The sequence below is a fragment of the Pseudomonas sp. FSO-7 genome (genome assembly GCF_059579345.1).
Genome location: NZ_CM184193.1, coordinates 4,539,096 through 4,555,270 on the forward strand (window position 1 = coordinate 4,539,096; position 16,175 = coordinate 4,555,270).

At 65.4% G+C, this 16,175-nt stretch carries 2 protein-coding genes (1 of these 2 only partly in view); both read right to left on the reverse strand.

Features of this window, described 5'->3' with window-relative positions:
- Positions 1 to 12,519, reverse strand: a complete 12,519-nt coding sequence (locus AC515T_RS19740) for a non-ribosomal peptide synthase/polyketide synthase (protein WP_496529692.1) — start codon at positions 12,517 to 12,519, stop codon at positions 1 to 3.
- Positions 12,519 to 16,175, reverse strand: the 3' portion of a protein-coding gene (locus AC515T_RS19745) for an amino acid adenylation domain-containing protein (protein WP_496529693.1). Its footprint extends 7,431 nt past the window's final position; only the last 3,657 of its 11,088 coding nucleotides appear in the window; the start codon falls outside the window, past its right edge; its stop codon occupies positions 12,519 to 12,521. The genes AC515T_RS19740 and AC515T_RS19745 overlap by 1 nt, the downstream gene beginning before the upstream one ends.

Sequence of the window (16,175 nt, forward strand, 5' to 3'; positions counted from 1 at the left end):
TTAGGCAGCCTGCGCCACGCAGTGCTCGATCAACGCTTCCAGTTCCTCCTGGTACGCGCGCATCAATCCCTCGACGGTCTCGGCACGGTAGCGGCGGGTGCTGAAGATGCAGCGCAGCGCCAGGCGCCCGTCGTACACCTGCCCCACCACTTCCAGCCAGTTGCCCAACGCGGCATGGGGGCTGTAGCAACTGCCGTAGCTTTCGGCCGCCGGCACCAGCAATGCCTTGTCGTCGAAGCTCTGGTCGAACTGCCCCAGGTAGTTGAACGTCACCCGTGCCTGGGGGGCGCGGCCCAGGGTGGCGGCCATCGGCTCGCCGCTCATGTAGCGCAACACGCCATAACCCAACCCCTTGTTCGGCACGGCAGCCAACTGCCGTTGCACCGCTCGCACCGACGTGCCGATATCGGCTTCAGGGCTCGGGGCCAGGCGCACCGGGAACATGCTGGTGAACCAGCCGAGGCTGCGGCTCAGGTCGATGTCCTTGACCAAGTCCTCGCGACCATGCCCCTCCAGCTGGATCAGCACCGAAGGCTGCTGGCTCCAGCGGCACAACACCCGACTCAACGCCGCCAGCAACACGTCGTTGATCTGCGTCTGGTAGACCGCCGGCACCTGTTTGAGCAATTGCTGGGTGTGCTGCTCCGACAGGCTCAAATGCGCGACCGACTGGTACTGCACCTGGTTCTTGCCCCGCAGGTTGTCACACGGCAACTCGCTGCCCGGCTGGTCGATCTGCTCCAGCCACCAGGCTTTTTCCTGCGCCGGATAATCCCGTGCATAGGCTTGCAAGCCCTCGGCCCAGGCCCGGTAACTGCTGGTGCGAATCGGCAGGTTCGGCGTCTGGCCGTCGCTGTAGGCCGTATAAGCCGTCTGCAGATCCTGCAGGAGCAAACGCCACGACACGGTGTCGATGACCAGGTGATGAATGACCATCAGCACGCGGATTTCACCACTGCCCAAGGTCACGTGAGCCGTGCGCCACACCGGCCCGTTGTGCACATCGAGGCTGCGTTGCACCTGTTCGGCGTACAACTCCAGCTCGGCTTCATCGGCCACGGCGTGCTGCCACAGCAAAGGTTCGCTGGCCCACTGCGCCTGCATCTCTTCCAACGCCTGGTAATGTTGCAGGTGACGCCCGCCCACCTCACTGAAGCGCAGGCGCAAGGCGTCGTGCTGCTGCATCATGCCGCGCAACGCCAACTCCAGCGCCGTCAGGTTCAACCCCTGGCGGGCTCGCAGCATCAACGCCTGGTTGTAGTGATGGGGTTCGCTCATGCGCTGGTCGAACCACCATTGCTGGATCGGAATCAGGTTGAACTGCCCTTCGGCCGCCACCTGGGTCACATCCTCGACCGTCACGGCAAGCGTGTTCGAACGCTGGTCGAAAATCGCCTCGATGGTCTGGCCGCGCATCAGGTCCCGCAGCTTGAGTTCCATCTTCAGCTCCCCATGGTTGCGCACCCGCGAAACCACTTGCAGGCTGAGGATCGAGTCACCGCCCAACTCGAAGAAGTTGTCGGTGATGCCCACCCGCTCGACCTGCAACACCTCGGCCCAGACCTCGGCCAACAGCTGCTCATCGCGGTTGCGCCCAGGCACATACTCGGCGCCCTTGAATTCCGGCTCTGGCAGCGCCTGGCGGTCGAGCTTGCCGTTCGGCGTGACCGGCAACGCCTCCAGGCAGATGACCTGGGCCGGCACCATGTAATCCGGCAATTGCGCCCGCAGCTCGGCCTTGAGCCGATCGCCGATGGCCACGCCCTCGGGGGTGACCACGTAGCCGATCAGTTGCTTGCCCGAGGCACTGTCGCGGGCGATCACCAACGCATCGCTGACGTCGTCCAACTGTCGCAAGCTGGCTTCGATTTCCCCCAGTTCGATGCGGAAACCTCGCACCTTGATCTGGTGGTCGATACGCCCGACGTAATCGAGCACCCCGTCGACACGCTGGCGCACCAGGTCGCCGCTGCGGTACAGGCGATCGCCCGGCTGGCCGAACGGGTCCGGCACGAAGCGCTCGGCGCTCAGGTCCGCACGACGGTGATAACCACGGGCGATCCCCGCACCACCGATGTACAACTCGCCGGCAATGCCCGGCGGCAACGGGTTGAGGTTGTCGTCCAGGACATACAAGGCGCGCTCGCCCACCGCCCGCCCGATCGGCGCGTAGGCGGCTTCGCAACGTTCGCTGGCCGGCACCTTCCACAGCATGGGCGTGACCACGGTTTCCGTCGGACCATAGCCGTTGGTGAAGCATTGCGGACGCAGCGCCGCCTTCACCTGCTCGAAGGTCTGGTCCGGCACCGCGTCACCGCCGAAGCAGTACACCCGCACTGGCGGTGGCGCCAGTTGGCTGTGGGCGGCGTATTCGGCCAGTTGCTTGAGGTAGGCCGGCGGGAAGCAGGCGATGGTGATGCCGTGGCGGTGCAAGGCGTCGAAGGTCTGCTCCGGCGTCCACAGCGCGCCGTCGCGAATCACCAGGGTGCCGCCGCTCAATAGCGTGCTCAGCCAGCGCTCATGGGCGCCGTCGAAGGCGAACGACATGAAATGCAGTTCGCGGGTGTGTTCGTCCATGTCATACAGCCCGGCGATGGCCTGGCAATGCATGCTCATCGGCCCGTGCGCCACGGCGACGCCTTTGGGTCGGCCGGTGGAGCCGGAGGTGTAGATCAGGTAGGCCAGGTTGCCACCCAGCAAGCCGCTGTGCGGCGGCAGGTCGCTGTAGCCACGGCTGTCGAAACCGTCGATGGCCAGGTGCGCCGTACCGTCGAGATCAGGCAGGCGCCCCTGCACCCGGCTGTGGGTCAGCAACAGCGCCATGGCCGAATCTTCGATCATGAACGCCAGGCGCTCGGGTGGGTAATCGATGTCCAGCGGCACATACGCCGAGCCGCTTTTCATCACCGCCAGCAGCGCCACGACCATGTCCACCGAACGCTCCAGGGCCACGCCGACCACCACTTCCGGGCCGGCGCCGAGTTCGATCAAACGGTGGGCCAGGCGGTTGGCCCGACGCTCCAATTCGCCATAGTCCAGCGAGTCGTCGCCACACACCAGCGCCGTGGCCTGCGGACGCGACTGGGCATGCCGGCCAATCAGTTCCGGCAGCAACTGCGGCTGATAGCAGCCGTTCGGCGCCGCGCTCCATTGCTCGAAGGCCTGCCACTGCTCCAGCGACAAGCGCTGCAGGTTGCCCAGGCACACGTGGGGCGCCTGGATCATCGCTTCCAGGGTGTCTTCCAGGGTCCGGCGGATGCGCTCCACCGCTTCGACGCTGAAGGCGTTGCGCAGGAACAGGTACTCGATGGACAGCGTTTCGCCCAGGTTGACCGCCAGGTCCATCGGGAAGTTGGTCACGTCATGATTGCGCGACTCGCCGAAACTCAGGCCGGTGTCCTGCTGGTCGCCCAGGCGTTCGTCGATGGGGTAGTTCTCGAACACGATGATGCTGTCGAACAAGCCCTGCCCGCCCAGGCCCGACCAGCGCTGGATGTCCGCCAGCGGCGCATGGGAATGCTCACGGATGTCCAGGTTGTAGGCCTGCAACTGCTGCAGCCATTGATCCAGCGGCTGCTCGGCGTCCAGGGTCTGGATCACCGGCAAGGTGTTGATGAACAGGCCAAGGATGTTGTCGGCGTTGACCAGCCCCGCCGGACGCCCGGCGACGGTGGCGCCAAAGACCACGGTGTTTTGCCCGGTGAAGCGTTGCAATAACAGCAGCCACGCCCCTTGGATCAAGGTATTGGGGGTGATCTGCATGGCGCGGCAGGCCTGTTGCAGGCGTGCGGTCTGCGCCGCGTCCCAGCGCGAATACAGCGCCTCGTGCCCCGGCAATGCCGCGACATGCCGCGGGAACATCGCCTGGTTGAGGGAAGTCGCCTGTTCCAACGTATCGAGGCGGCTGCGCCAGAAGCGCTCCAACGCACCCTGGTCCTGGTGTTGCAGCCATTCGATGAACTCGCGGTAGCGACCATTGCGGCTGGGCACCTGCCCATGGGCGTAGAACTGCAACACCTCACCGAACAACCGTGAACTGCTCCAGCCATCCATGAGGATGTGATGACAGGTCCAGATCATCTGGTAGCGGTCGTCTTCCAGGCGCAGCAACAGCACCCGTTGCAAGGGCGCGCGGCCCAAGTCGAAACCGGCCAGGTAATCGGCGGTCGCCCGGGCGCTGATCGCCTGCTCGCTGATGTCCTGTCCACGCCAGTCTTCGATCTGCAACGGCAATTCAACCTGGCGATGGACGATTTGCACCGGCACGCTCAAGCCATCCTGCCAGTGGAAACTGGTGCGCAGGATGTCCTCGCGCTCGATCACCGCGGTCCAGGCCCGGGCGAAACGCTCGGTGTCCAGGCCGTGCACCGGCAGGCTGATCTGATTGATGTACAAGCCGGAGCTGTCGTCGGCCAGGGTGTGGAACAGCATGCCGTCCTGCATTGGCGACAGCGGATAGATGTCCTCCACCTGCGCCACCGGCACCGGCAAGCCGTTGAGTTGCGACTGGCTCAAGCGCGCCAGCGGGAAGTCGGAAGGTGTCAGGCCCTGGTGCCCGTCGGTGCAGCAGTGGTCGATCAGGCGCTGCAACGCCACGGCGTAGGCATCGGCCAATTGCTGGAGCGTGGCCTCGTCGAAGACATCGCCACTGAAGGTCCAGTCGAGGGACAACTGGCCGTTGAAGATACGGCCGTCGATGGTCAGCCAGTTGCCAAGTTCCACGTCATCGCCGTGCCCTGCGCCACTGCCCTCCTCACTTGGCACGAACAGCGCCTGCTCATCGAAGCTCTGGTCGAATTGCCCCAGGTAGTTGAAGGTGATGCGCGCTGGCGGCAGTTTTGCCAGCCGCTGTTGGACCGCTTCGGCGCCGAGGTAGCGCAGGACGCCGTAGCCCAGGCCCTTGTTCGGCACCGCGCGCAGCTGTTCCTTGATCCGCTTGATCGACTCGGCGGGGTCGCTGGCCGGTGTCAGCAACACCGGGAACAGGCTGGTGAACCAACCGACGGTGCGACTCAGGTCGATGCCATCGAACAGCTCTTCGCGGCCATGGCCTTCGAGCTGCACCAGGCAGGCCGGTTGCCCGGTCCATTGGCAGACCACTTGCGCCAGGGCGCTGAGCAGCAAATCGTTGACCTGTGTGCGATAGGCCGTCGGCGCTTGCTTGAGCAAACGCTGGGTCTGGGTGGCGTCCAGGCGTGTGCTCACCGAACGGCCATGGGCCGCGGCCTGGCTGCCTTCGGGCCGGGCCCGTGGCAACGGTGGCAGAGGCTGATCCAATTGCCCGACCCAATAATCCAATTCCTTGTTCAGGGTTTCGCTGTGGGCGTAATCCTGCAACTGAGCGGCCCAGGCCTTGAACGCCGTGGACTTGCCCGGCAAGGCCGGCGTCTGGTTCGCCCGCAGTTGGCGATAGACGTTCTGCAGGTCTTCTAGCAGCACCCGCCACGACACGCCGTCCATGACCAGGTGATGAATCGCCAGGTGCAGGCGCGAACTGCCGTCCTGCACCGCGATCAGGCTGCAGCGCAGCAATGGGCCGTGTTGCAGGTCGAGGCTGCGTTGCGCCTGGTCGGCGATGGCGACGATCTCGGCGGCGTCCTGGGCGGTGCGCTGCCAGATCTCCAGCGGTTGCTCATCCACGGCCTGATGGCTGGCGTGCCAGCGGCCATCGTCGGCCTGGGTGAACCGCAGGCGCAGGGCATCATGATGGGCCACCACCTGCTGGAGGGCCTGTTGCAGAGGGGCGATCTCCAAGGGTTCGCGCGGGGTCAGCAGGACCGATTGGTTCCAGTGATCGCGGTGCGGGATATCGCTGGCGAAAAACCAGTGCTGCATTGGCACCAGCAAGCTGTCGCCGGTGACCGGTCCCTGGTCGATCACCGCCTCATCGGCCACCGTGGCGACCCGCGCCAGGGCCTGGATGGTCTGGTGCAGGAACAGGTCCTTGGGAGCCAGGCCGATGCCTTGGGCACGCGCCCGGCTGACCACCTGGATCGAGTTGATCGAGTCGCCGCCCAGGGCGAAGAAGTTGTCGGCTGTGCCCACCCGCTCGACGCCGAGCACCCCTTGCCAGATCTCCACCAGCGCCCGCTCGATGGCGTTGACCGGTGCCGTGAATGCTTCTTGGCGTTCGGCCAGGTCCGGCGCCGGCAACGCCTTGCGGTCGAGTTTGCCGTTCGGGCTCAGTGGCATGTGTTCCAGGCGGGTCAGGTGCGTCGGCACCATATGCTCCGGCAGGTTCAGGCGCAAATGGGCCAGGAGCGTCTCGCGCAGCAGCGTCCAGTCGCCGGTTGCAGCGGCCTGGGCGACCACGTAGCCGCTCAGCACCTTGCCGCTGCGGCTGTCCTGGGCCACCACCACCGCTTCGCGCACCGTCTCATGTTCAAGCAGGCGCGCTTCAATCTCGCCCAATTCGATACGGAACCCGCGGACCTTCACCTGATGGTCGATCCGGCCGATGTAGTCGATCACCCCGTCCGGGCGATAGCGCGCCAGGTCGCCAGTGCGGTATAGCCGCTCGCCGGCCACGAACGGACTGGCGACGAAACGCTCGGCGGTCAGTTCGGGACGACGGTGATAACCGCGGGCCAGGCCCTGGCCGCTGAGGTACAGCTCGCCGTTGACGCCGCTCGGCACCGGGTTCAGCTCATCGTCGAGGATGTAGGTCAGCAGGTTGGCAATCGGCTCGCCAATCGGCACCGCATCGCGCCCTTCGTCGCGGCAGGTCCAATGGGTCACATCGATGGCCGCTTCGGTCGGACCGTACAGGTTATACAGCCGGGCATTGGGCAACTTGGCGAACACCTGCTGCTGGGCATCCACCGGCAGGGCTTCACCGCTGCAAACGATGCGGGTCAGACTGGTGCAGCGGCTGACATTGGCGTCGAGCACGAACGCTTGCAGCATCGACGGCACGAAATGCAAGGTGGTGATGCTTTCCCATTCGATCAGGCTGACCAGCTTCTGCGGATCGCGATGATCGCCCGGTGCCGCGACGACCAGGCGCACGCCCGTCATTAGCGGCCAGAAGAACTCCCAGACCGACACGTCGAAACTGAACGGGGTCTTCTGCAAGACGCTGTCGCCGGCCTCCAGGCCATAGGCCTGTTGCATCCAGCACAAGCGGTTGGTCAGCGCGCCATGGCTGTTGCCGGCGCCCTTGGGCTTGCCGGTGGAGCCGGAGGTGTAGATCACATACGCCAGGTTCTCGGCGATGACCCGGGAGGACGGATTGTCGGTGGGATTGTCCCGCAGCCAGGCGTCGTCCCCATCCAGCACCAAGGGGGTGACACCGCCCCCTGTGGGAGCGAGCTTGCTCGCGATAAGGCCCTCACCTTCAACATCACTATTGACTGAACCACCGCCATCGCGAGCAAGCTCGCTCCCACAGGACAGCGGTAGTTGGTTGAGCAATGAGCTTTGGGTCAGCAGCAGCTCGATGCCACTGTCCTCGATCATGTAGGCCAGGCGCTCCGGCGGGTACTCCGGGTCCAGCGGCACGTAGGCGCCGCCGGCCTTGAGGATCGCCAGCAGGCCGACGACCATGTCCACGCTGCGCTGCACCGAGATGCCCACCAGCACATCCGGGCCGATGCCGCGGGCGATCAAGGCGTGGGCCAACTGGTTGGCGCGGGCGTTGAGCTGGGCATAGCTCAGCGATTGCCCTTCGAACACCAGTGCCTCGGCGTGCGGGTCGCGCTCGACCTGGGCTTCGATCAACTGATGCACCGGAATATGGTTCGGGTAGTCGGCGTAGGTGCGATTCCAGTCCTCGACGATCAAGCGCCGCTGTGCCCCATCCAGCATCGGCAGTTCGGCGATGCGCTGGGTCGGGTTGGCGACGATGGCGCGCAACAGGTTCAGCCAGTGCTCGCCCAGGCGGGCGATGGTGCCCGGTTCGAACAGGTCGCTGGCATAGGTCAACGCGGCGCTGAGGCCATCGGCGTATTCGAATGTGTCCAGGGTCAGGTCGAACTGCGCGGTGCCTGAGTCCCAGGTCAGTTGCTCCAGGTTCAGGCCCGGCAACGCCGACAGATTCCGGCGGGCCTCGCTGGCATGGTTGAACATCACCTGGAACAGCGGCGTGTGGCTCAGGTTGCGCGCTGGTTCCAGCCGCTCCACCAATTGCTCGAACGGCAAGTCCTGATGGGCCTGGGCGCCCAGTGCGCGTTGCTTGACCTGATCGAGCAACTGGTCGAACCGCAGGTTGCCGTCGATGTCGGCCTTGAGCACCTGGGTGTTGACGAAGAAGCCCAGCAGGCGCTCGGTTTCCACCCGGTTACGGTTGGCGATCGGCACGCCGACGCGAATGTCGTCCTGGCCGCTGTAGCGGTGCAGCAAGGTCTGGAAACCGGCGAGCAAGAGCATGAACAGCGTGCTGTTGTGCTGCTGGGCCAGGCGCTTGAGGCCTTCGGCCAGGGCCGGTTCGATGACGATGGGCAGCCGCGCGCCCCGATAGCTTTGCTGGGCCGGGCGCGGATGGTCGGTCGGCAGTTCGAGAATCGGTTGCTCGCCGCCCAACTGTTCGATCCAGTAGTCGAGTTGACGCTGCTGCTCCCCCGCCGCCAGCCATTGCCGCTGCCAGTGGCCGTAGTCGGCGTACTGGATCGGCAGCGACACCAGCGTCACGGGCTGGCCCAGGCTGAAACCCGCGTACAACTGCAGCAGGTCGTCGACCATGATCTGCATCGACCAGGCATCGGACACGATGTGGTGCTGGGTCAGGATCAGCACATGGTCATCAGTCCCCAGTCGCAACAGCTTGACCCGCAGCAACGGACCGCGCTGCAAATCGAACAGTCGTCGAGTTTCGGCTTCGATCAAGCCGCGCAAGGCCTGTTCATCGATACCGGCTTGCACCGATTCGACCGTCAGGGCCAGCGGCGCCGGCTCGTCGATCACTTGCAGGGGACGCTCGTTGTCGAGCATGAAGCGGGTCCGCAGGCTCTCGTGCCGCGCCACCAGTGCATCGAAACTCTGTTGCAGCGCGGCACGGTCAAGGGGCCCGCGCAAACGCAGCGCTGCGGGAATGTGATAGGCGCTGCTGGTGGGTTCCAGTTGCCAGAGGAACCACTGCCGTTGCTGGGCGAACGAGAGCGCCAGCGGCTGGTCGCGAGGAATACGGGGGATGCTCGGCTCATCATTCACCGACGCCGCGCCCAGGGCCTCGACAAATGCTCGCAAGCTGTTGTGGGCGAACAACAGGCGAAGCGGCACCTGGACATTCAGTTGCTGGCGAATCCGCGACATCACCTGGGTGGCCAGCAGGGAATGGCCGCCCAGTTCGAAGAAGTTGTCGTCCAGGCCCACCCGCCGGACCTTGAGGATATCGGCCCAGATCGCCGCCACCGCCTGCTGCACGGGAGTCTGCGGCGCGACATAGGTTTTCTGCCACTGGCTGGCATCGGGCTTGGGCAACTGCTTGCGATCCAGCTTGCCGTTGGGCGTCAGCGGGAAGCGCGGCAACAGCACCACGTGGGCCGGCACCATGTAGTCGGGCAGATTGACCTTGAGCCCTGCGGTAAGGCTGTCACGCAGGTCGCTCTGGGCGGCGGTGTCCAGGTCATTCAGCTCGACGGTTGGAACGATGTACGCCACCAACGCCTGGCCGCCCGGCGCGTCCTGGGCCAGCACCACCGCTTCGCGCACGCAGTCCTGTTCCAGCAGGCGCGCTTCGATTTCCCCCAGTTCGATGCGGAACCCGCGGATCTTCACCTGATGATCGATGCGCCCGAGGTATTCGAGGATGCCGTCGGCACGCTGGCGCGCCAGGTCACCGGTGCGATACAGGCGCTCGCCGGCGACAAACGGATGGGGTACGAAACGTTCCGCGGTCAGCGCCGGACGCTGGAAATAACCCCGGGCCAGGCCCTGGCCGCCGATCAGCAATTCGCCGGCCACGCCATAGGGCACCGGTATCAGATCGGCGCCGACGATGTACAGCGTGGTGTTGTCGATGGGCCCGCCCAGCCACGGTTGCGACGCCTGGGTTTGCAACGGGTGCAAGGCCGACCAGATGGTGGTTTCCGTCGGGCCGTAGAGGTTCCACACCTCACCGCCAAGGGTGAGCATGCGCACGGCCAGTTCCCGGGGCAGCGCCTCGCCGCCGCACAGGCATTTGCAGCCGCGCAAACCCTGGGCGTGCTCGTTGTCCAGCAACATGCGCCAGGTCGACGGCGTGGCTTGCACCACGTTGACCTGCTCCGCCGCGATCAGCGCCAACACCGCGTACGGGTCCTGGGCGACGTGTTGGCCGGTCAGCACGATGCACGCGCCGACCATCAGCGGCACGTAGATTTCCAGGCCGAAAATATCGAACGAGAACGTGGTCAGCGACAACGCCCGGTCCTGGGCCGTCATGCCCGGCGCCTTGGCCATGCTCGCGACGAAATTGGTCAGCGCGCCGTGGCGCACCATCACGCCCTTGGGCTTGCCGGTGGAGCCGGAGGTGTAGATCGCGTAGGCCAGGTGCTCCGCGTCCAGATGCGTCGCGGGCGCCTCGCAGGCATAACCGTCGAGCCAGTCACCGTCCTGGTCCAACACCAATGTCTTAACACCAACCCCGGCCCCTGTGGGAGCGAGCTTGCTCGCGATAGCGTCGGCACACCCGACATCATCATTGACTGAACCACCGTTATCGCGAGCAAGCTCGCTCCCACAGGGCAGCGGTAGCTGGTTGAGTAATGAGCTTTGGGTCAGCAGCAGCTCGATGCCACTGTCTTCGATCATGTACGCCAGGCGGTCCTGGGGGAACGCCGGGTCCAGCGGCAGGTAGGCGCCGCCGGCCTTGAGGATCGCCAGCAGGCCCACCAGCATGTGCGCGCTGCGCTCCACGGCAATGCCAACCAGGACATCGGGGCCCACGCCAAGGCTCTGCAGTTTCCCCGCCAGTTGATTGGCCCGGGCATTGAGTTGGCCGTAGCTCCAGCGTTCGCCGTCGATCACCAACGCCGGGGCGTCCGGGGTACGCGCCGCTTGTACTTCGAATAATTGATGGACAAACCCCGCCTCGGGCGTCGGCGCCGCGGTGCGCTGGCCGTCGTCGAGCTGGGCCTGGCGTTCGGCCGCGTCGAGCAACGGCAGTTCACCGATGCGCTGCGTCGGGTCGGCCACGATTGCCCGCAACAGGTTCTGCCAATGCCCGGCCATGCGCGCGATCGTCTCGGCGCCAAACAGGTCGGTGGCATAGATCAGCGCCGCCGAGAGCCCTTCGCCGTGCTCCACGGTTTCCAGGGTCAGGTCGAATTGCGCCGTGTGCGAATCCCAGCGCAGCCCCTCGACTTTCAACGCACCGACTGGCCCCTCGCCCGCCGGGCCTTGGGTCCGGTGGTTGAACATCACCTGGAACAGCGGGCTGTGGCTCAGGTTGCGCTCAGGCTGCAACGCCTCGACCAGTTGTTCAAACGGCAGCTCTTGGTGCGCCTGGGCGCCCAGGGCTGTCTGCTTCACTTGTTGCAGCAGGGCACCAAACGAATCCTGGCTCTGGACATCGCTGCCCTGCACTTGGGTATTGACGAAAAAGCCGATCAGGCGCTCGGTCTCGACCCGGTTACGGTTGGCCGTCGGCACGCCGACGCGGATATCGTGCTGGCCGCTGTAGCGATGCAACAGCGCCTGGAACGAGGCCAGCAGAAGCATGAACAGGCTGACGCCTTCGCGCTGGGCCATGTGCTTGAGGTCGCCGGCCAGTACCACATCGATGGCAAGTTCCAGCCGCGCGCCGCGATAGCTCATCACCGTCGGACGGGGGAAATCGGTGGGCAGTTCAAGCACCGGTTGCTGGCCACCCAAGCGTGCGGTCCAGTATTCCAACTGGCGTTCACGCTCGCCCGCTTCCATCCAGTGCCGCTGCCAGATGGCGTAGTCGGCGTACTGGATCGGCAGCGGCGGCAGTTGCGGCGCGTGGCCCTGGCTGAAAGCGGCATAGCCGTTGACCAGTTCCTCGACCATCACCTGCATCGACCAGCCATCGGCAACGATGTGGTGCAAGGTCACGATCAGCACATGGTCATCCGCCGCCAACCGCAGCAGGCGCGTGCGCAGCAACGGCCCCTGTTGCAGGTCGAAGAGCTGGCGGGTTTCGGCTTCGATCAACTGGCGCAGTTGGGTTTCGTCCGGCCGTTGTTCCAACGTGTCTGCCTGCAAACGCACCGGCGCCGCCGCATGCACTTGCTGCACGACCTGCTCGCCCTGGGTCTGGAAGGTGGTGCGCAGGCTCTCGTGACGCGCCACCAACGCCGTGAAACTCTGCTCCAGCGCAGCGATGTCCAGCGGCCCACGCAAGCGCAGGGCCGTGGGCATGTGGTAGGCCGCGCTCTCGGGGTCCAACTGCCACAGGAACCATTGGCGTTCCTGGGCAAACGACAGCGACAACGTGTCGAACTCGGCACTGACGGGCGCAATGGGCAGGTTCGCCGGGGAAACGTTCTCTTCGAGCATCTTCTGCAAGTACAAGCGACGTTTTTCCAGCGGCAGCGTTATGAAGCGCCTGGCAATACGTTGTGCGACAGCGGTGTCCATCAAACCTCCTCAAATTCATCGAGCAGCGCTTCAAGCTTGCTCAATTTCGACGTACTCATGGGTTCGCCGGCAGGCTCGAGTTGCGCCACGAACGCGCCGAGTACCGGGAATTGGAAAATCAGTTGCGGGGTCAAGGTCAGGCCCAGTTCCAGTTGCAGGCGCGAGACCGCGCTCACCACCAGCAGCGAATGCCCGCCCAGCTCGAAGAAGTCGTCGCCCAGCCCGACCTGCTCGACCTTGAGCACGTCTTGCCAGATGGCCGCGACCCGGCATTCGAGGTCGCTCTGCGGTGCGAGGTAAGCCGAGTGCAGGGCACGGGTGTCCGGTACCGGCAAGGCCTTGCGATCGAGCTTGCCGTTGGGGGTCAGCGGCAAGCGGTCGAGGAAGACCCAATGGGTCGGCACCATGAAGTCCGGCACCTGGGCTGCCAGTCGCGCCTTGAGCCGGTCGCTCAGGCTGGCCTGGTCAAGAGGGCTGTCGAACGTGCTGTCCTGGCCGACCAGGTAAGCCACCAGGTTCGGTCCACTCACGTCGTCTCGCGCCAGCACCACCGCATCGCGTACATCGGCATCGGCCTGCAGGCGCGCTTCGATTTCCCCCAGCTCGATACGCAAGCCACGGATCTTCACTTGATGGTCGATCCGGCCGAGGTACTCGATCACCCCGTCCGCGCCATAACGCGCCAGGTCCCCGGTGCGATACAGGCGACCGCCCGCGACTGACGCGAACGGGTCGGGAATGAAGCGCTCGGCGCTCAGTGCCGGTCGTTGGTGATAACCACGGGCCAGGGAATCACCGGCGATGTGCAACTCGCCCACGGCGCCCACGGCGCAAGGCTGCAACGCCGCGTCCAGCACGTAGGTGCGCACGTTATCGATGGGGCGACCGATGGCGATGATCCGCTCGGCGTCGTCTTCGCTGCCGCGCACCACGGCATGGCTGCTGGTGTCGATGGTCGCTTCGGTCGGGCCATAGAGGTTGCGCAACTCGCCCTCGAACAGCGCCATGACCTGGCGTGACAGGTGCGTGCTCAAGGCCTCGCCGCCGCACAGCAGCAGGCGCAGGGAGGCCAGTTGCTCGCGGGTCGCCAGTGGCAGCAAGGCCTGCAACAGCGAGGGCGCCATTTGCAGCACGCTGATGCGCCACCGCGCCACGTCGGCCCAGAGGCTGGTCAGGTCGAGGTTCAGGTGCGGGCTGGCGAGCACCAGTTGCGCGCCGCTCATCAACGGCAGCCAGAACTCCCAGACCGACGCATCGAAACTGATCGCGGTTTTTTGCAGGACGCGGTCATCGGCGGTCAGTTTCAAACAATCTTGCATCCACGCCATGTGGTTGCTCAGGCCGGCATGGCGAAGGGTCACGCCCTTGGGCTTGCCGGTGGAGCCGGAGGTGTAGATCACGTAAGCGAGGTTCTCGCCGTCGATGGCCACGCCAGGGTCGCGCTCGCTGTAGCCGGCCAGCCATTGGTCGGGCTGATCCAACAGCAGCGCGGCCACGGCTGCGTCGCCGAACAGCGGCAGCCCATCGGTTTCAGTGAGCAGCAAAGCGATGCCGCTGTCCTCGACCATGTACGCCAGGCGATCGCGCGGATAAGTCGGGTCCAGCGGCACGTAGGCACCACCGGCCTTGAGCACCGCCAGCAAGCCGACGACCATCTGCACGCTGCGCGACAGCGCCAGGCCCACCAGCACGTCGGGGCCGATGCCGCGTTCGATCAAGCCATGGGCCAGGCGATTGGCCCGGGCATTGAGCTGGGCGTAGGTGAGCGTCTCCTGCTCGCTGACCACGGCGACCGCGTCGGGGGTACTGCGGGCCTGGGCCTCGATCCATTGATGGACCGGGCGCCGAGGCGGTTCCACCACCGAGGTTGCGTTCCAGTCGTGCAGCAGCCTGTCACGGGTCACCTCATCCAGCCGTTGGATGTCGCCCACGCAACCGCCGGCCGGCAGGCTCACCATCTGCGCGAGCACGTGTGCCACCTGCTCAGCCAGGTGCTCGACGGTGTGTGTAGGGAAAGCAGCATGGGCATAGGTGAAGTGCAGGCTCAGGATGTCAGTTAGATTGACGGCCAGGGTCAACGGGAAATTAGTCTGTTCCTGGCTGGCCACGCTGCCGAAGCTCAAGCCCGAGGGCGCCTGCTCTTGCAGGGCCTGGGACACGGGGTAGTTTTCGAACACCAGCAAGGTGTCGAACAAACCGTCACCGCCCTGCCCGGCCCAGCGCTGGATCTCGAACAGCGGCGTGTGCTCGTGCTCGCGCAAGGCCACGTTCTGGCCCTGGATCTGTTGCAGCAGTGCGCTCAGCGCTTGCTCCGGACGCGGGCTGGCGATGACCGGCAAGGTGTTGATGAACAGGCCGATCTGCTGCTCAACGCCCTTGAGCTCGCTCGGGCGGCCCGACACGGTGGCGCCGAAGGCCACGGTGGCGTGCCCGGTGTAGTGCTGCAGCAACAACAGCCAGGTCGCCTGGACGACGGTGTTGAGGGTGACTTTCTGCTGGCGGGCGAACTCGCTCAGGCGTTGGGTCTGCTGGGGCGTCAGGTCGTGATAGTGGCTGGCGTGGCTGCTTTCCAACGCCGGTTGCTGCGGCGCGAAACGGGTCTCGGCCAGACGGGTCGGCGCCTCCAGGCTTTGCAATTGCGCCAGCCAGAAGCTTTCGCTGGCCTGGGCGTCGCGGCCTTGCAGCCAGGCGATGTAGTCCCGATAACGCCCGGCTGGGCGCGGCAGGGCCTGGCCGTCATAGCGTTGCAGCACCTCGCCGAGCAACTGCGAGTTGCTCCAGCCGTCCATCAGGATGTGGTGATGGGTGTAGATCAGGTGATAACGCCGCTCAGCGGTGCGCACCAGCACCAGGCGCAGCAACGGCGCGCAGGCCAGGTCGAAGCCCTGCTCGCGCTCGGCGTCCGCCCGTTCGGCCAGGGCCTGGGTGACATCGGCACGGGCGCTCCAGTCCAGGGAGGTGAACGGCACGCGCACCTGCTTGTGCACCACTTGCACCGGCCGCTCGCTGCCCTGCCAGATAAAACTGCTGCGCAGGCTGTCATGGGCATCGACCGCCGCTTGCCAGGCCGCCTCGAAACGCCGTGGGTCGAGGCCTTCGATGTCCAGGCGCATCTGGTTGATGTACTGGCTGCTGCCCGCTTCGTACAGGCTGTGGAACAACATGCCCTGCTGCATCGGCGCCAGTGGGTAAAGGTCTTCCACCCCGCGCGCCGACAGCGCCAGGCCATCGAGTTGCGCTTGGGTCAGGCCGGCCAGGGGGAAGTCCGCCGGCGTCATGCCTTGGCTCGTCGGGTCGCAGCAATGGGCGATCAACAGCGCCAGCTCACGGGCGTACTCGTCGGCCAACCGCTGGATGGTCGCCGGCTCGAACTGTTGCGAACTGAACGTCCAGCCCAACCGCAGCGCACCATCGAACACCTGGCCGTTGAGCGTCAGCCAGTTGCCCAGGGTGGTCAGCGGGCTTTGCTCGTCGCCGGCGCTTTCGCTGGCCGGGCTGAACAAAGCGCCTTGGTCCTGATCGAAACTGCCGTCGAACTGGCCGAGGTAGTTGAAGGTGATGCGCGGCACCGGCAAGGCTTCCAGGGCCGCCCGACTGGCGTCGTCACCCAGGTAACGCAGCGCACCGAAGCCCACGCCTTTGTCGGGAATCGTCCG